This window comes from Desulfovibrio sp. OH1186_COT-070 (genome assembly GCF_003860215.1).
Lineage (GTDB): Bacteria > Desulfobacterota > Desulfovibrionia > Desulfovibrionales > Desulfovibrionaceae > Desulfovibrio.
This window is the reverse complement of sequence record NZ_RQYH01000013.1, coordinates 14,357-31,693: the sequence shown is the minus strand read 5'-3', so window position 1 is coordinate 31,693 and position 17,337 is coordinate 14,357. Positions and strand designations below refer to the sequence as shown.

Sequence of the window (17,337 nt, the reverse complement as noted above, 5' to 3'; positions counted from 1 at the left end):
CCTTATGTGTGGCTGTTTGTATTCCCCAAAAGGGCATTTTCCTCCAGCGCCAGACGTACCGCGCGCAGCAGGAGCGGGTATTCCCTTTTTTTCAGGGTTCGCGGATCAAGGCAAAAAGCATTGTTTTCCAGTCTTCCCAGTACGGGAGGATCCGTTGCCAGCAGGGCATCCTTGAGCGCCGTGGCGCTGCATCCCTGTGGCCGCAGGCATACCAATGTTGTCGGCAGATCGTATTGCGGAAAGGCCCCGCCCCCCATGCGGGAAACTCCGCTGCGCAATTCCACGCGGCACGGCACGGCATGGCTGGAAAACAGCCTGCGCAGGCGTGAGGCCAGGCCACGCGCGGCAGCATGCATCTCCTCGCAGGAGAAAGTCGCCATACGCAGGGTGGGTACACGGCGCCAAGCCTCCTCCGGATCAAGGTAAAGCCGCAAAGTGGCTTCCAGAGCCGCCAGGCAAAGCTTGTCGCAGCGCAGAACGCGGGCAAGGGGATTGCGCTTGATGCGCCGGATCAGATCCGCACGGCCGGCGATAATGCCCGCCTGCGGGCCTCCCAGGGCTTTGTCGCCGGAAAAAGTGATCACATCCGCTCCGTCCGCCAGCGCGGAAGAAGCCACGGGTTCTCCGGGCAAGCCATATGCGCTGAAGTCTACAAGGCAGCCGCTGCCCAGATCATTGAGAAGCGGAAGCCCGTGCTCGTGCGCGAGGTTTGCCAGTTCTTTCAGGGCAACGGCGGAATGGAAGCCCACAATCCTGTAGTTGGAGGCATGCACGCGCATGAGCGCGCGGGTATTCTCGCCGACGGCATCCCGATAGTCCTGCACGTGCGTGCGGTTGGTGGTTCCCACTTCACGCAATGTCACCCCGCTCTTTTTCATGACATCGGGAATGCGGAAACTGCCGCCGATCTCCACCAGCTCCCCGCGGGAAACCACCACTTCTCCGCCACCGCACAGACTGTCCAGAACCAGAAAAACGGCAGCGGCATTGTTGTTGACGACAAGAGCGGCCTCTGCGCCGGTGAGGCGGCACAAAAGACCCTCGGTGAGCGCATGGCGACTGCCGCGTCCCCCGGTCTGCATGTCCAGCTCCACATTGCAGTAGCCCTCCGCAGCGGCCAGCACGGCTTGGCGTGCTTCCGCAGCCAGGGGAGAACGCCCCATATTGGTGTGCACAATAACCCCGGTTCCGTTGATCACAGAAGAAAAACGCGGGCGGGAAAAACGGCGCACATGCTTGAGCAGAAACGGCAAGTGCCGCGCCAGGGCGAGTTGGTCTGGCGCGGTATATGCTCCGGTGCGGATCTGCGCGCGCAGCTCGTCCCAGAATTGCGTGACGGCATCGCGCAGCACTGCGCGTGGGACACCGTGCACAAATGCCGGATCCGCCTGTTCCAGAGCGGAGAGGCTGGCGTCAACAGAGGGAATATGGCGGAAAAGTTCAGACATGGCAGCCTCCTGTTGAAGTACGGGGCACAGGGTTCTGGCCGGAAACTCGGGACGGTGCCGCAGCTGGCGCAAGCCATGCGGGATGCAGGGCAAAGAACTCTGCCAACAGATACAGGGAGCCCGTCACCAGCAAGGGGCGATCTGCTCCAATGTCTGCAAGAGAGCGGCTTTGCAGGAGAATTTCTTCAAGAGCGTGCTCCCCTTCTCCCAGCGCAATAGCTGTAGCCGGAGGCAGGCGGTTGCAGGCAAGGGCAATGTCTTCGCTGTTGGCTGCCCGCCGGTTGGACAGGGTGGGAACAAAAATGGGGGCGTCCCCGAGAAAATGTTTCAGCAGGCAAAGCCCCGGCAGCCAGTTTTTGTCCGCAAGGCAGGAAAATACGGCTCCGGCAGGGCTTATGCTCTCCGCACGCATGCCCTTGAGCAGGGCGACCATGCTGTGGGGGTTGTGCGCGCCGTCCAAGAGCAGGGGCGGATGCAGGGAGCTTGCCGGAACATGCTGAAAACGTCCCGGAAAAAAAGCACCGCGCAAACCCGCCCGCTGCCTTGCCGGATCGTTGGCGGCCCTGCCCAAAAGGGGAGCAAGAACCTGCCATGCGGTCAGGGCCAGCCCCGCGTTGGTTCGCTGGTGAGCACCGGCAAGGCCGAGCGGAATTTCCGTGCTGGCTGGCTCGGCCTGCAACAGGGGAACGCCGTGAGCGCGAACCGAGGCTGCCAGCGCCTTTGCAGCCTCCGGATACTGCCTTGCGGAGCAGACGGCCGCGCACCCGGCATGCACGGCTCCGGCCTTGTCAGCGGCAATGGCCGCAAGGCTTGCTCCCAGAACATCCTGATGGTCCATGGCTATGGGCGTATAGCAGAGCACATCGGCCGCAGCCGCTGTGGTGGCATCGTGCCGCCCGCCAAGACCTGCTTCCAATATGGTCAGATCCACGCTCTGTCTGGAAAAAATTTCCAGAGCCAGCACGGTGAGAAATTCAAAATAGGTCAGGTCAGGATTTGCCCTGTGTACGGCATTGGCAGAGGCAAGCCAGATCGCTTCGTTTTCCTGCTTGTCTGGAGCAAGAAAGCCTTGGTCCGGATCACAGATGCGGATGCGTTCTGCCGGGCTGACAAAATGCGGCGATGTGTACAGGCCCACACGGCAGCCGTGATGCTTGGCCAGCGAAGCCAGAAAGGCGGAGGTGGAGCCTTTGCCGTTGGTTCCGAGCACCTGAACCGTCACAAAAGGGAGGCGGCCGGGTCGCAGGGCTGACAGCGCCCGGAGTACGCGCTCAAGGCCTATATTCATGTGAAAGAAGTCCAGTTTTTCCAAATGCCGCCAGACATGGTCAAGGCTGTGAAAATCGCTGCTCATGAAGGTATCCTGTGGCAAGCGCGCGGACTGTCCGTGGCGGGAGTCAACATGCCTTGTCGTGTCATGTGCCCTTCTTTTTCCTACTATGCCTGAAAAGCGTCAGCGCCCCACACGCTGCAGGACGTTTTCCCACGAGTTGGCGTGCAGGGAACGCACACGCACAAGATAGCAGGCAGCGCCAAAGCCCAGAGCAACAATGTACGCGACCCAGAATCCCGCCGCACCCATGGCCGGGGCCAGAACATCCGTGCGCGCCAGCAAAAATCCCACGGGCAGGCCCAAAATGCAGTAGGTGACGAAACAGATGACCGAAATGATGCGGGTGTCGTTGTATCCGCGCAGAATGCCGATGCCCGCGGTCTGAACACTGTCAAGTATCTGGTAGGCGGCCTGATAGCACAGCAGATGCGCCGCCAGAGCCATGACATCCGCATCATGGGTGTAGATGCGCACAATGGCATGCCTGAAAAGGAGGGTAAGAAGAGCAATGATGATCCCGCTTCCCACGCTGAGCCCCAGTGCCGTCCGGGCAACAAGGCGGGCCCGCTCCACCTGTCGCGCACCAAGGCAGCGCCCCACGCGGATGGTGGCGGTCATGCCGATGGAAAGCGGAATGACAAAAATCAGGCTGGCCACATTGAGGGCGACCTGATGCCCGGCAACCGTGACCGTGCCCAGCGGCGCGAGCAGGATGCCGCTGAGGGCAAAAAGCGAAACCTCAAAGCACAGGGCCAATGCCGCAGGCAGGCCAAGGCGCAGAATGCGCAGGATCAGCCTGCCGTCAAGCCACGGCTCGGCCTTGCGGCTGCGGAAAATCCCCGGGCGCAGCATGGGAGCAAACAGGGGGCGCAGGGGCACATAGTGCGGAGCGCGCCGCAAATGCCAGAACATGCATGCCGCCATGAACCAGTAGCACAGGGCCGAAGCCACGCCACAGCCCACAGCGCCCATGGGTTCCAGACCAAGCTTGCCGTAAATCAGAATGTAATTGCAGGGAACATTGAGCGCCAGACCGAGAAGGGCAATGCCCATGGCCGGGCGCGTATGGGAAAAGCCCTCCAGAAAGCTGCGCATGTTGATGAAAAGCATGAAGCCCGGCATCCCCCACATGATGGCACGCAGATAGCCGCCAGCCAGATGGGCAAGCTCCGGCGTCAGGCCAAAAACCTCCAGTTTGCGGGAAATGCCGTGAAGAACCGCGACAAGGAGCAGGCTTACCCCCAGCGTGACCCATATTCCCTGCCGCAGGAGGTGGGCCGCGCCCTCGGCCCTGCCACCGCCAACCAGTTGCGCGCTCAGGGGGGGCAGCGCCAGCAGACAGCCGATGCCCAGCATCAGCACTGGCGCCCAGACAGAACTGGCCACAGCCACGGCAGCCATGGCCTCGGCGCTGAATTGCCCGGTCATGGCCGTGTCCGCGAAGCTCATTCCCATCTGGGCCATCTGGGCAATAAAGATGGGCAGGCCGATGGCGTAAAAGCGCCTGGCTTCGGACCAGGAAAAAAATTTGGCTGTCATACCAAAAAAATCCTCATGAAAACGGCCAGACCAAACGCCTGAGAAAGCAAAAGTCCGCTTATCCGCGCGCTGACAAAAACAGGCTTTTTTCCGGAAGATCTCTGCCCGCCAGACGGGCGGCCTCCGACACCAGCACTTCTATGGCAGAACGCCCGGCCTCCTGAAGATCCATGCTGTATTCTGTAACAAAAGTTTTGATATGCTGGCTGGTTATGGCGTCATCCATTTCCTGCGCGTGGGCGCGGACAAAGTCGCGCGACTCAAGGGGGTGCGCATTGGCATAGGCCAGACTGTCCGCAATGGCTTTTTGCAGGCCAAGGGCTGTTGCCTCATGCAGGTCACGGCGAACGGCAATGGCTCCCAGGGGCAGAGGCAAGGCATGGGCAGCCTCCCACCACTGCCCCAGATCCAGAACTTTCACCAGCCCCAGTTTTTCAAAGGTAAAGCGCCCCTCGTGGATCACCAGCCCCAGATCAACCTCGCCCCGTGCCACAGCGGGCATGACGCTGCTGAAAAGCATTTCCGTGCGAGGTCCCTGAAACTCGCCGTGCAAAGTCAACAGCAAACCGGCGGTTGTCATGCGGCCGGGAACAGCCACCGTCGCTGTTTTCCAGGAGGTCGGCTGCGCATTTTTTCGCGCGACAAGCAGGGGGCCGCATCCCCAGCCAAGCGCTGCCCCGGAGGACAGAAGGGCATACGCATCCATGATATCCGCAACAGCCCCCAGAGAAATTTTGGTGGCATCCAGCACCTGCCGCCGGGCCATTTGGTTCAGTTCTTCCACATCGGCCATATGCACACGCACAGACACAGGGGACGGAACCCTGCCGTGCAGCAGGGCATGGAAAATATGGGTATCGTTGGGACAGGGCGAAATACCGAGAGACAGGGGCAAGGACTGCGGCACATTTTCCTCACATTGACAGCAGACGGATGACGGGAGTATTTTGCGTTTTTTCGAGGGCACAAAAACAGTGCTGCCCCTCGCGCCTTGCGGCGCGACCCCGCATACAATCCCAATTCAAGACAGGGCATCCGCCCCGGTACAGGGTTTCTTCATGCTGGACGCGAAATACTATGCCAATCTGGGGCTTTCGTCCATTCGCGAAAAGGTGCTTGCTGGCGAGCGCCTGAGCCATGATGACGGGCTGGCCCTTTTTGCCTGCAAGGACATTACAGCCGTTGGCGCGCTGGCCCTGCACGCCCGCTGCCGCAGGCACGGCCACAAGACGTTTTATGTTGTCAACCGGCAGATCAATTATACCAATGTGTGCGTCAACGGCTGTACCTTTTGCGCTTTTCGGCGCGACAGCGAGGCAGAACCCGGCGCATTCAGCCTGAGCCTCGAAGAAGTGCTGGACCGTTTGCGCGCGGCTGACGCCACGCCCCTGCACCTTGACGAACTGCACATCGTGGGCGGCTGCCACCCTGCGCGCCCTCTTGCCTGGTTTGAAACCATGCTTCAAAAAGTGCGCGCCTTCAATCCCCACTTGCCCCTCAAAGCCTTTACCGCCGTGGAGATCGAGCATTTTTCCCGCCTTGAGGGCATCAGCACTCTGGAAGTTCTCCAACGTCTGCAAAAATCCGGTTTGGTGATGATGCCGGGAGGCGGCGCGGAAATTTTTGACGAAGAGGTGCGGCGGCAGATATGCCCCCACAAGGCCGATGCGGCCTCCTGGCTGCGCATTGCCGGAGAAGCGCACAGCCTGGGCATCAAGACAAATTGCAGCATGCTTTTCGGCCATCTGGAAAGCACGGAACACAGGATCGACCACCTCTGCCGCTTGCGTGAGCAGCAGGACAAGAGCGGAGGTTTTACCTGCTTTATCCCCCTTCCCTTTCTGACGGAAAACAGCCGCCTCAAGCTCCCGGAAGACAAGATCGGCCCGCAGCGCGGCCTGGATCAGCTCCGGACTGTGGCTGTTTCGCGTCTGATGCTGGACAATATCCCCCACATCAAGGCGTACTGGATCATGCTGGGCCCCAAACTGGCCCCTGTGGCTCTTTGGTACGGAGCAGACGATCTGGACGGAACCATTGTTGAAGAGCACATCGGCCATATGGCCGGTGCGCAGTCTGCCCAGGGCATGACCATTGCCGAACTGGAGCATCTCATTCGCAGTTCCGGCTTTGTGCCGGTTCGCCGCAACGCGACGTTTGTTCCCCTGCCGGATGCGCAGGAAAGAACGGAGGCCCAATAGGTGACGACCCCATTCCACGCCCACAGTCCGTTTGACGAGCACGGCGCCGAATATGCGGACGTGCTTCAGGCGGCGGATGCCGTCAGGGAGGGCCGCCGCCTTGACCGCCGTTTTGCCGAAGCCCTGTACAGCAAGGCCAGTCTGCATACCCTTGCGGAACTGGCCCATGCGGTGCGCATGCGCCTGCACCCCGAGATGACGGTTTCCTACGTTGGCGACCGCAATATCAATTATTCCAATGTCTGTGTATGCGCCTGCCGCTTCTGCGCTTTTTTCCGCCCTCCGGGGCATCCCGAGGCATATCTTGTCAGCCGGGAGGAACTGGCAGAAAAAATCGAAGAAACTCTGGCTCTTGGCGGCACGCAGATACTGCTGCAAGGGGGGCATCATCCCGATGTGCCGCTGGACTGGTATGAAAACTTGCTGCGCTGGATACGCTCCTCCTGGCCCACACTCCATATCCACGCCTTTTCTCCTCCGGAAATTTTTTTCTGGTCAAAAACATTCGGCCTTTCCGTGCCGGAAGTCTTGCGCCGCCTGAAAGACGCCGGGCTGCACTCCCTGCCCGGAGGCGGAGCGGAAATTCTGCATACGGGTGTGCGTGCCCGCGTTTCGCCCAACAAGTGCACCGCGGAGCAGTGGTTGCAGGTGATGGAAGAAGTCCACAAGCTGGGACTGCGCACCACAGCGACCATGATGTTCGGGCATGAAGAAGAGCCCGCGCACCGCCTGGATCACCTTTTTGCCGTGCGCGAAACGCAGGACCGCACCCACGGCTTCACAGCCTTTATCCCCTGGACGTTCCAACCCGCCCACACGCAGATTCCCGTTCACCCCCTGCCCGCTCCCGCATATCTGCGCCTTTTGGCCGTTTCTCGCCTGGTGCTGGACAATATCCCCAATATCCAGGCATCCTGGGTGACCATGGGGCCGCAGGTCGCGCAGTTGGCGCTTTTTTACGGAGCCAACGATTTCGGCTCCCTGATGATTGAAGAAAATGTGGTGGCCGCTGCGGGAGTTTCTTTCCGCATGAGCCGCAGGGAAATCCATCAGGTCATCCGGGCGGCAGGCTTTGCGCCCGTGCAGAGAACAATGGACTACCAGCCTGTCAAACCGCAACCGGAAGAGCAGGCAGGGACGGACTGACCGGCAAAGTTTGCGCGGGGCTTGCAACGCGCCGAGCCGGAGAATTTGGAGAAAACATGGCCTCTCCTCTCCCCTTGCGCATGGGCCGTATCGGCTATCTGAATGTGCTGCCCATCTATCACGCGCTGGAAGCGGGCATCCTGCCCCATGACTTCGAGCTTGTTTCAGGGCCTCCCGCCCTGCTCAACGAAATGATGGCACGCGGGGAACTGCACGTTTCTTCCTGCTCCTGTTTTGAATATGCCACCCGCCCGGAGAGGTATTATCTGGTGGACGATCTGTCCATCGGGTCACGCGGGCCGGTCATGAGCGTTCTTCTGCTCTCGCGCGTTCCCCTCATGCAGCTTGACGGAAAAAACATTCTGGTCAGTGGAGAAACGCATACCTCCGTTGCTCTGTTGCGCCTGCTGATGCGGGACTTTTACCACTGCAACGTCACCTACAGCACAGGCCAGGTTACCCCCTCCCTGCGCGGCGCCACGCCGCCGGACGCTTTTTTGGCCATCGGCGATGAGGCGCTGCGCCTGCGCAGCCACCCCGACTATCCCTACAGGCTGGATCTGGCAGAAGCCTGGCGCAACTGGACGGGGCTTCCCTTTATTTTCGGCCTGTGGGTTGTCAGCCGCGCCGCAGCGGATTCCGGCGCATTTGGTCAGGATCCCGGCGCTCTCCTCCGCAGCGGACGGGATTGGGGCCTCAGCCATCTGGATATTGTGCTTGATCTCACGGGTCACGGCTGCCCGCTGTCCCGCAAGGAGTTGACGGTCTATTATACGGAAGGCCTTGTCTATACTCTTGGCGCGGAAGAAAAAAAGGGGCTTCTGCTTTTTTATGAAAAGCTTTGCGGCGCAGGGCTCATCCCCACTGTTCCGGAACTGGAATTTTTTGGCATGTAGTACGCCGCGTGTGCTGCGCAGATGCCAAAAGAGCAACAATTTTTTGCTGCGTTTCCCGCCAGAGACGCGGCAGCAAGCCACAGCTCCGGCGGTTTTCTTGTTTTCAGCGCACCGCTTTCAGGATGCCCGCAGCAGAGACAGAAGAAAGCACCTTGCCGTCGGCAATCACTGCGGGCAGCTTGCCCGCCCCGTAGAAGCGGCTGATCTGCTCCGCCTGATACAGGTTCACGTTGCCAGCATCATAGCAATACTTGCCGATGGAAAATTCGTCGCTCTCGCGCACAGGGGGACGCAGCTGCGCCATATAGCTGTAATGAATGGGAAGATCTGTGGGATTGACCGTTGCATCATACTCGTTATTGAAGCGCACGGCCTGACCACGGCTCTTTTTTTGTGCGGCCTTGGCCGCATTCCAGCGGGACAGGGCGTAGGTCAGATACGGCATGGCCTGCCCCGGACGGGAATAGGAAATCCAGATGGCCATCCCCATGAGGTCTGTTCCGTAATATTCCTTGCTGTTGGCCAGAACAACAATCTTGCACTGCCGGGGATCAAGGGAGCGGGACGCCTCTGCCACGGACTGCCAGATCTTTTCACTCTGGGGGGACGCAAAATCAAGCAGTACGAGAACTTCGTGCGGGGCACGGATATCGCCAAACACCACGGGATAAATCTCGTTTTTCCAGTGCGGGCGATGCGCCGCTTCCCGTTCTATGGTGGGGACACGCCCTCCTATATGGGCAAGCATGGCCTGCCCTTCGGAAGAAGCCGAACGCAGACTGGGCAGCGCATCCCGCATATAGGGATTATATGCGTTTACCCTGTCGCCCAGCCCTGCGGCGGGAGAAGACGCCTGTGCCATATCCTGCGCGGCTCCCCCGTCGTTTCCTCCACGCGCGCCGCATCCGTGCAGACAAAAGAGACAAAGTATCACGAGCAAAAAACCGCGCATAGCCACCTCCAGATACTGTAATATTTTTTGATCCGTATACAATCCACGCCGGAGCAGGCGGTATGCCGTCAGGGCATGCCGTCGCAGAACACGGCAGGCGGGCAGGGGCGCAAACCGTTACCCGCTCCTGCCAGGAAGCGAGCCGAGGCAGGCGTCAAGGTGACGCAACCATATTTCTGCAACCTCCGCATGCTCCGCCAAGCCCTTCAGCACCGGACGGCACTGCCGCCCGCAGGCTTCAATCCGGCTGCGCCAGGAGTACGCTCCCCCCCCGGCCATGTCCTGCAAGGCATGACGGCCCACAACAGACAGCAGGGGCAGCAGCCAGACGCGTGCGGACGTGAGCAGCGGCAGAATGTGGTCAAGCGTCATGGCGCCGCACATGGCTCCCACATGCACATGGCTGTCATGGGAGCGCACGGCATGCGCCAGATCCGCATAGCGGGACACGGCTTCGTGCCGCGTTCCGTGCCCCATGAACACAACAGCCTCACCGGCGGTACGCTCCGCCGGGAGGTGCCGCACAAGCGCGCGGGCGGCGTCATGCACATCATCATCTGTTGCAAGCAGCGGGGCGCCGATCCGGCAAACGATTCCGTCCTGTGCCGCGGCATTTTCCACCTCCGCAGCCACTGCCGCATGTTCCTGACCGGGAATGGTTTGCAGGGGCTGCACCGCCACCTGGGCAAAACGCTCAAGAGCCAGGCGGCGAACAGCCTTGAACACGGAGTCGCTCTTCTTGCGGGCCAGAGTCATGCGCTCGCGCAGCAAGTGGGAGCTGAAGGCCCAGCGCACAGGAATGCCCGGATAACGCTGGCGTACCAGAAAATCAAAATGCATGAGCGCACTCTGCCCCTGGGCGCTGCCAACACCAAAAGCCACCAAAAGAATCGCCCGTTTCATGAAGGGTGTTTGTACGTCACTTGCGCGGGAGAAGCAAGGCAGTTGGCATGTTTCATTGACAATCAATAGCTGAAAATACAAAATTTTCATCCATATGAAACTTGCAAAATTCATCTCAGGATGATACATCTTCCCGCATTGTCAACCGCGACACAGTTTTTTGTGTGCAGGAGAAACATATGCGCGAAAATTCCCGTTTTCAGGATGTGCTGCAACGGTTGATGCAGGCACTGGATGTCTCCACAGATGCGGAACTGGCCCGAAAACTCGGCATTACGCCGCAATCCGTCAGCGGAGCGCGAAAGCGCGCGGAAGTTCCGCCCTCCTGGATACAGGCATGCGCTGCCCAGACAGGGGTCAACGCACACTGGCTCTTTTTCGGGCGCGGCCCCATGCATCTGCCCGAAGCCGCCGAAGGCGAACTGCCCAGCGTGCAGGCGGAATGTGACTGCGAGCTCATTACCGTGCCCCTGGCCGAAGCCAGACTTTCCGCAGGCACGGGCAGCCTGGAGACAAGTGCCGCCGGGGACGGAGGATATGCCTTTCGCAGTGACTTTCTGCACCGCAAGGGCAATCCAAGACGCATGGTGCTCATGCGTGTTTCGGGGGACAGTATGGTTCCCGAAATTTTTGACAACGATCTCGTCCTTCTGGATCGCGGCCAGACAGAAATCAGCCCTGGGCGGCTGTACGCTGTTGGCTTTGAGGACGCCATCTATATAAAGCGCATTGACAAGGTGCCCGGAAAAATCATCCTGCACAGCGTCAATCCCGCCTATCCTCCCTTGAGTCTGGATCTGCGCGGCGACAGCGCGGAGCAGTTCCGCGTGATTGGCCGCGTTCTCTGGTCTGGCCGGGAATACCGGTAAACTTCTTCAGATTCAGCATACCGCGCACGGCAGGAAGTTTTGACCAAGCTGATATGGTCGGCTTTTTGACCGATCTTTACCGCAAAGATACTGGCAAGAAAATCCCCCCGGCAAGCCGGGGGGATTTTCAGATTCATGACAAACCCCGTTTTGCGGAGTTTGCGCCACCAAGCCGCTGTGCGGCTTGGCGGGAAAGGTCATGCTAGTACATGCCGCCCATGCCGCCCATGCCGTCCATGCCGCCGGGCATGGCAGGCATATCTTTCTTGGGTTCGGGCTTTTCTGCAATGGCGCATTCCGTGGTCAGCAGGAGGGAGGCCACGGAGGCCGCGTTCTGCAGGGCGGTACGAGACACCTTTTTGGGGTCGATAACGCCTGCCTTGATAAGGTCTTCGTATTCGCCGGTGGCAGCGTTGAAGCCAAAGCCGTCCTTGCCCTGACGCACTTTTTCGACCACAATGGAGCCTTCAAAGCCCGCGTTGTGGGCAATCTGGCGCAGGGGTTCTTCAATGGCGCGGCGAATGATGTTCACGCCAGCCAGTTCGTCGTCGTCAGCCGGTGTAATGTCGTTGAGCACCTTGGCCACACGAATGAAGACCGTGCCACCTCCGGGCACAATGCCCTCTTCCACCGCGGCGCGGGTGGCATTCAGCGCGTCTTCGACGCGGTCTTTCTTTTCCTTCATTTCCACTTCAGTGGCAGCGCCCACATGCACCACGGCCACGCCGCCCACCAGCTTGGCCAGACGCTCCTGCAACTTTTCACGGTCATAATCGGAGGTGCTGTCTTCAATCTGGGCGCGGATCTGCTTGACCCTGGCCTTGATGTCTTCGCTCTTGCCGGCACCGTCAACAATGGTCGTGTTTTCCTTGTCCACCGTGATGCGCTTGGCTGTGCCCAGTTCGGCCAGCGTCATGTTTTCAAGCTTGGCGCCGATGTCTTCCGAGGCCACCTGACCGCCGGTAAGCGTGGCAATGTCCTGCAGCATGGCCTTGCGGCGGTCGCCAAAGCCGGGAGCCTTGACGGCAACAACCTGCAAGGCACCACGCAGACGGTTGACCACAAGGGTCGCCAGAGCTTCGCCTTCCACATCTTCAGCAATGATGAGCAGGGGGCGGTTCACCTTGGCAACCTGTTCCAGCACCGGCAGCATGTCTTTCATGCTGGAAATTTTCTTTTCCGTGCAGAGGATGTAGGGATTGTCCATCTCGCAGACCATCTTTTCCGAGTTGGTCACGAAATAGGGGGACAGATAGCCACGGTCAAAGCGCATGCCTTCCACCACATCCATGGTGGTTTCCAGACCCTTGGCCTCCTCTACCGTGATAACGCCTTCCTTGCCCACTTTGGCCATGGCCTCGGCAATGGTGTTGCCGATGGTGGCGTCCGCATTGGCGGAGATTGTTCCGATCTGGGCGATTTCTTTCTGGTCGCGGGTGGGCTTGCTCAGGTTGGCCATTTCGGCGGTCAGGGCTTCCACACCCTTGTCGATACCGCGCTTGATGGCCATGGGATTGCGACCGGCAGCAACAAGCTTGATGCCTTCGCGGTAGATGGCCTGTGCCAGAATGGTGGCGGTGGTGGTGCCGTCACCGGCAGCGTCGGAAGTTTTGGAGGCAACTTCCTTGACGAGCTGGGCACCCATGTTTTCAAACTTGTCGCTCAGTTCAATTTCCTTGGCAACGGTGACACCGTCCTTGGTAATGACAGGAGCGCCGAAAGACTTTTCAATAACCACGTTGCGGCCTTTGGGGCCGAGGGTGACCTTGACGGCATTGGCAAGCTTGTCAACACCGCGGGAAAGTTTTTCACGGGCTTTGGCGTCAAAAAAAATCTCTTTTGCAGACATCGCAGTATTTCCTCCTGATTAGGATAGATCGACGGGGAAAGAGTTAGTCAATAATGGCAAGAATATCTTCTTCACGCATGACCAAGTGGTCAACGCCGTCCAACTTGATTTCCGTTCCGGCGTATTTGTTGAACAGCACCTGATCACCGGCCTTGACAGCCAGGGCAACGCGCTCACCCTTTTCCCCCAGCTTTCCGGGTCCGGCGGCAACCACCTGTCCCTTGGAGGGCTTTTCCTTGGCCGTATCCGGAATGTACAGGCCACCGGCCGTCTTTTCTTCGGATTCAAGACGCTTGACCAGCACACGGTCATTGAGGGGTTTCAGTTTCATGATCTCAGATCCTCCCAGAAATGTTTTTTCTTGTCCCTTGCGGACGCAGAGCCGCCGCAAGGGGCAAAAGCTCTGAAATATGGTGCGTAACGGGCATTGTCCCGCACGGCCTATACAATAAGACCGCCTTTCCGGTTGAAAAGGGGGGAAAAGAAAAATTTTTTTTGCTTTCCCCCAATCTCCGCCTGTGGCTCATGCAGCCTTGGCATTGAGAGAAAAAACTGCGCCGAGAATGAGGCTCCCGCCGACCAGCGTGTGCAGCGTTGGCATGTCGTTCAGAAAGGCCCAGGCCGCGACAACGGCATACACGGGCTCCAGAGAGATGATCAGGGCGGCATGGCGTGCCTTGATGGCCGCAAGGCTGTCAACATACAGAGTATAGGCCAGAGTTGTGCACAACAACCCAAGGCAGGCTATCCAGAACCAGTCCGGCAGGGAAATGGAGGGCATTTCCCCAATAGTCAGAGGCAACAGACAGGCGGCAATAACAATATTTTGCCACCAGCAGGTTTTCATGCCCGTGAGGCTGGCGGCAAAACGGCGATTGGAAATGGCCACAAGAGCATAGGCCACGGCGGAAAGAATGCCCCACAAAAGGCCCTGTGTGGCCTCATGGGAAAAAGAAAAATTCGGGGCAATGCACACAAGGCCAATACTGACAAAGAACATGCAGGTCAGTTCACGCGCTGCTGGCCGTTCGCGGTATGCCATGCTTTCAAACAGGGCCGTAAAAGCCGGAAAACTGGCAAAACCCAGCGTGCCCACGGCCACACCGCCAAGTTTGATCCCCTCGAAAAAAGTGACAAAATGGACGGCAAGCAAGACACCGCTCAACAGCAACCCCGGCAAATCCTGCGGCCTGACGCCCCGCCAGGGCGCTCCCTGACGGGCAAGGCAAAGAATGCCCACAGCGCCAACGGCAACCAGCGCCCGCCCGCATACCAGAGCAAAGGAACTGCTCTGGCAAAGCTTGCCAAAAATGCCCGAAATGCCAAACAGGACCGTGGCCGCGTGCATGCGGACCAATGCGCTACGCACTGCCGGATTTTTGGGTGAGGGGACAGCCGCAGAAGCATTCTTGTCGGGCATAAAAACCTTGCCTTTATTTGTTTTGTGATCTATGTATCCAGCTTGGCCGTTCGGTGGTCGTATCCGCGTCTGCTCCAGGCGCACTCTACCATTTATACAAAACAGATTCTGCATCCGGAGGATATATGAGCAAGGAATGTGTTTTCTGCGGAAAAAAGCCGCAAGTGGGCAACCTCGTCAGCCACTCCAACATCAAGACAAAACGCCGTTTTGCCCCCAATCTGCAACGTGTGCGCCACCAGTTCGCCAACGGCCGCGTTCAGACGCTCACGGTGTGCACACGGTGCCTGCGCTCCGGCGTGGTAACCAAGCCTGTTGTCCGCAAGCAGGGATAGATTCCAGCCCCGAGACATCGGGGCTTTTTTGCATGTGCCCCCCATCTTCCTGTGTGCCGCGCTGGCGCATCCGGCGCAGGCCAAACAGCCTGCCCCCCTACTGGCGCGCTGTTCTCCATTTTGGGCCGACGGACGGATACACGCGTTTTCGTGACCAGATGCTGGTGCTCTCGGCCCGCAATATTCCGCACAAGATTATTTCCTGGGCAGGCAGAAAGACCGTGTATGCGCCTCCCCTGCATGCCCGCATGGCAAACACGGAACTGCGCGAGTTTCTTGCAGAGACTCCGGAAAAAGCGCCTCCGCGGGTTCCCGCCTGTGCCTACAGTTATCTGACCACGCTTGCTCTTGTGCCCCTCATCCTCTGGCACGGGTGGCGCGGAGGATGGTGGAATGCCCCACCCTTTTTGCCCCCGCCGGAAACATGGGCCGCTGCCGGTGTGCTTGATACCGTGAAGGTGCGTATTTTTGACCAGTGGTATCGCCTGGTCACCGCCACAACACTGCATGCCGACGACAGCCACCTCTGGGGCAATGTCGCCTTTGGGGCTCTGTTTTTGACGCTGCTGGCACGTTTGACAGGAGCGGGAAAGGCCCTGTGGCTCTCGCTTGCCGGAGGCGTTTTGGCCAATGCCGCAAGTGTTTTTTTGCGGGACGCGCCAGCCCGGAGCACGGGCTTTTCCACCGTGCTTTTTGCGTCTGTGGGCATTATGGCGGGCATCATGGCCTGCCGCGAAACGCAAAGACGCCGGGCCATCCTGCCTGTGGCTGGCGCTGCGGGCATTCTCGCCCTTCTCGGCACAGAAGGCGCAAACACCGATTACATGGGGCATCTTGCAGGTTTTTTCTGCGGCCTTGCCCTGGGGATTTTTGAGGCGTGGCATGGCCCCAAAAATCAAGGGCGTGGAGGGCAGATTCTGGCTGCCTTTTGCGCGCTGCTCCTGCCTGTATCGGCCTGGTTGTGGGCTTTTGCGCGGGGATGAGACAAAAGCATCTCCGCGCAAAAGGCTTCAGGCATCGGCCCTGCGGCCGATGCAGAAATACGCAAAACCGCGCTGCGCCATGGAAGACGGCGAGTAGAGATTGCGCCCGTCAAAAAGTATGGGGGCAGTCAACGACTGCCTGATACGGTCAAAGTCGGGATTGCGGAACTGATTCCACTCGGTGACGACCAGAAGGGCCTGTGCCCCGTCGCACGCCGCATATTGGCTGTCCACAATTTCCACAAGCCCGTTGCCCTGAAAAATCACGCGCGCATTGTCGGCGGCAACAGGGTCGAAGGCGCGGATTTTCATGCCCGCAGCAGTCAGGTCATTGACAATACTGATGGAAGCGGCTTCGCGCATGTCGTCGGTGTTGGCCTTGAAAGCCAGGCCCCAGACAGCCAGGGTTTTGCCCTGCACACCGCCCTGCGGCTCGAAATATTCCTGAATGCGCCGCGCCATATACTGCTTCTGGCGTTTGTTCACCTCTTCCACGGCATTGAGCAGCCTCGGCTCCACGCCCGCCTTTTCCGCCGTATGGATAAGGGCTTTCACGTCCTTGGGAAAGCACGATCCGCCGTAGCCCACGCCCGGATAGATGAACTGGTAACCGATGCGCGAGTCAGAGCCGATCCCCGTGCGCACATCCCGCACATCGGCACCAACCTTTTCGCAAATATTGGCAATTTCGTTGATAAAGGATATTTTTGTCGCCAGCATGCAGTTGGCGGCGTATTTGGTCATTTCCGCGCTACGCACGCCCATGACAATGATCTTGTCTCTGGTGCGGGCAAAAGGCGAGTACAGTTCGCGCATCAGTGCCGCAGCCTGCTCCGAATCCGTCCCCAAAACGACACGATCCGGCTTCATGAAGTCGGCGATGGCGTCACCCTCTTTCAAAAACTCCGGATTCGACACCACATCCACTTTCAAGGAAACTTTGCGGGCATCCAATTGCTGCCGGATGATGGACTTGACCTCGTCAGCCGTGCCCACGGGCACAGTGGATTTGTCCACCACCACAAGGTCTTTTTGCATGTGGCGGCCAATGTCGCCCGCGACCTGACGCACATAGCTCAAATCGCACGATCCGTCCGGCTGGGGGGGAGTCCCCACGCAGATGAACGCGCAATCCGCATCCCTGATGCCTTCTTCCAGACTGGTGGTGAAGGCGAGCCGCCCGTCGGCCCGGCTGTGCCGCACCATGGGCTCCAGCCCCGGCTCGAAAATATGCACAGAGCCAGCGTTGAGCTTTTTCACAACATCGGGGTTCACATCAACGCATGTGACGGTATTCCCCATTTCAGCAAAGCAGGCCGCACTCACAAGCCCCACATATCCGGTGCCGACAATACACAACTTCATCCGCGAGTTCTCCGTATGTTCAGGGGAAGTCTTGACGCCCTGGCCGGGCATGGGCAAAATGCATCCAGATGCAGGTGGATACGCTATTTTTTTTCAGG

At 59.2% G+C, this 17,337-nt stretch carries 16 protein-coding genes; 6 read left to right on the top strand and 10 right to left on the bottom strand.

Translation table 11 applies throughout. The features are described 5' to 3' along the window. Positions 1 to 2 precede the first annotated feature (2 nt). The 4 genes from selA to EII23_RS06305 all read right to left on the bottom strand — a co-directional run bounded on the left by selA (position 3) and on the right by EII23_RS06305 (position 5,227). Positions 3 to 1,448, bottom strand: coding sequence for an L-seryl-tRNA(Sec) selenium transferase (gene selA / locus EII23_RS06320; RefSeq protein WP_124792548.1), 1,446 nt, complete (start codon positions 1,446 to 1,448; stop codon positions 3 to 5). Beyond that, on the bottom strand, positions 1,441 to 2,802 hold the full coding sequence (locus tag EII23_RS06315) for a folylpolyglutamate synthase/dihydrofolate synthase family protein (protein WP_124792547.1): 1,362 nt from the start codon (positions 2,800 to 2,802) through the stop codon (positions 1,441 to 1,443). Before EII23_RS06315 ends, selA begins: the two co-directional genes overlap by 8 nt. A 99-nt stretch (positions 2,803 to 2,901) precedes the next feature. Beyond that, positions 2,902 to 4,320: an MATE family efflux transporter gene (locus EII23_RS06310; protein WP_124792546.1), complete on the bottom strand. Its 1,419-nt coding sequence runs from the start codon at positions 4,318 to 4,320 to the stop codon at positions 2,902 to 2,904. A gap of 58 nt (positions 4,321 to 4,378) precedes the next feature. Continuing rightward, positions 4,379 to 5,227, bottom strand: a complete 849-nt coding sequence (locus EII23_RS06305) for a 1,4-dihydroxy-6-naphthoate synthase (protein WP_260424621.1) — start codon at positions 5,225 to 5,227, stop codon at positions 4,379 to 4,381. A 151-nt stretch (positions 5,228 to 5,378) separates the two neighbouring features. On the opposite strand from EII23_RS06305, the gene mqnE reads away from it, so the two are divergent. Genes mqnE through EII23_RS06290 form a run of 3 tightly spaced genes read left to right on the top strand, consistent with a single transcriptional unit; the run spans position 5,379 to position 8,563 of the window. After that, entirely contained in the window at positions 5,379 to 6,521 is a 1,143-nt protein-coding gene (mqnE, locus tag EII23_RS06300) for an aminofutalosine synthase MqnE (RefSeq protein WP_124792545.1), read from the top strand. After that, the gene (gene mqnC / locus EII23_RS06295) at positions 6,522 to 7,667 is read left to right on the top strand and encodes a cyclic dehypoxanthinyl futalosine synthase (protein ID WP_124792544.1); all 1,146 of its coding nucleotides are present in this window, start codon (positions 6,522 to 6,524) and stop codon (positions 7,665 to 7,667) included. A 56-nt stretch (positions 7,668 to 7,723) separates the two neighbouring features. Next, a complete protein-coding gene (locus EII23_RS06290) occupies positions 7,724 to 8,563 on the top strand; it encodes a menaquinone biosynthetic enzyme MqnA/MqnD family protein (protein ID WP_124792543.1) in 840 nt (279 codons plus the stop codon). A 103-nt stretch (positions 8,564 to 8,666) separates the two neighbouring features. On the opposite strand, the gene EII23_RS06285 is transcribed toward EII23_RS06290, so the two are convergent. Both EII23_RS06285 and EII23_RS06280 read right to left on the bottom strand, forming a co-directional pair. Further along, positions 8,667 to 9,515: a hypothetical protein gene (locus EII23_RS06285; RefSeq protein WP_124792542.1), complete on the bottom strand. Its 849-nt coding sequence runs from the start codon at positions 9,513 to 9,515 to the stop codon at positions 8,667 to 8,669. Between the two features lie 117 nt (positions 9,516 to 9,632). Continuing rightward, positions 9,633 to 10,418 (bottom strand): sirohydrochlorin cobaltochelatase, encoded by a 786-nt coding sequence (locus tag EII23_RS06280; RefSeq protein WP_124792541.1) that lies wholly within the window; start codon positions 10,416 to 10,418, stop codon positions 9,633 to 9,635. A gap of 179 nt (positions 10,419 to 10,597) precedes the next feature. On the opposite strand from EII23_RS06280, the gene EII23_RS06275 reads away from it, so the two are divergent. Then, on the top strand, positions 10,598 to 11,287 hold the full coding sequence (locus EII23_RS06275; RefSeq protein WP_124792540.1) for a helix-turn-helix transcriptional regulator: 690 nt from the start codon (positions 10,598 to 10,600) through the stop codon (positions 11,285 to 11,287). A gap of 202 nt (positions 11,288 to 11,489) precedes the next feature. Here the strand turns inward: EII23_RS06275 and groL are convergent, their stop codons facing one another. The 3 genes from groL to EII23_RS06260 form a co-directional block, all read right to left on the bottom strand. Then, complete coding sequence (gene groL / locus EII23_RS06270) at positions 11,490 to 13,136, bottom strand: chaperonin GroEL (RefSeq protein ID WP_124792539.1); 1,647 nt, start codon at positions 13,134 to 13,136, stop codon at positions 11,490 to 11,492. A 43-nt stretch (positions 13,137 to 13,179) separates the two neighbouring features. Next, complete coding sequence (groES, locus tag EII23_RS06265; RefSeq protein ID WP_124792538.1) at positions 13,180 to 13,467, bottom strand: co-chaperone GroES; 288 nt, start codon at positions 13,465 to 13,467, stop codon at positions 13,180 to 13,182. Positions 13,468 to 13,659: 192 nt separating this feature from the next. Beyond that, the gene (locus tag EII23_RS06260; protein WP_124792537.1) at positions 13,660 to 14,556 is read right to left on the bottom strand and encodes a DMT family transporter; all 897 of its coding nucleotides are present in this window, start codon (positions 14,554 to 14,556) and stop codon (positions 13,660 to 13,662) included. 125 nt (positions 14,557 to 14,681) lie between these two features. On the opposite strand from EII23_RS06260, the gene rpmB reads away from it, so the two are divergent. Together rpmB and EII23_RS06250 are read left to right on the top strand one after the other, a co-directional pair. Beyond that, on the top strand, positions 14,682 to 14,891 hold the full coding sequence (gene rpmB, locus EII23_RS06255; protein WP_124792536.1) for a 50S ribosomal protein L28: 210 nt from the start codon (positions 14,682 to 14,684) through the stop codon (positions 14,889 to 14,891). Positions 14,892 to 14,923: 32 nt separating this feature from the next. Continuing rightward, positions 14,924 to 15,874, top strand: coding sequence for a rhomboid family intramembrane serine protease (locus tag EII23_RS06250; protein WP_124792535.1), 951 nt, complete (start codon positions 14,924 to 14,926; stop codon positions 15,872 to 15,874). 27 nt (positions 15,875 to 15,901) lie between these two features. Here EII23_RS06250 and EII23_RS06245 read toward each other — a convergent pair whose 3' ends face one another. Beyond that, positions 15,902 to 17,239, bottom strand: coding sequence for a UDP-glucose/GDP-mannose dehydrogenase family protein (locus tag EII23_RS06245; protein ID WP_124792534.1), 1,338 nt, complete (start codon positions 17,237 to 17,239; stop codon positions 15,902 to 15,904). Positions 17,240 to 17,337 lie beyond the last annotated feature (98 nt).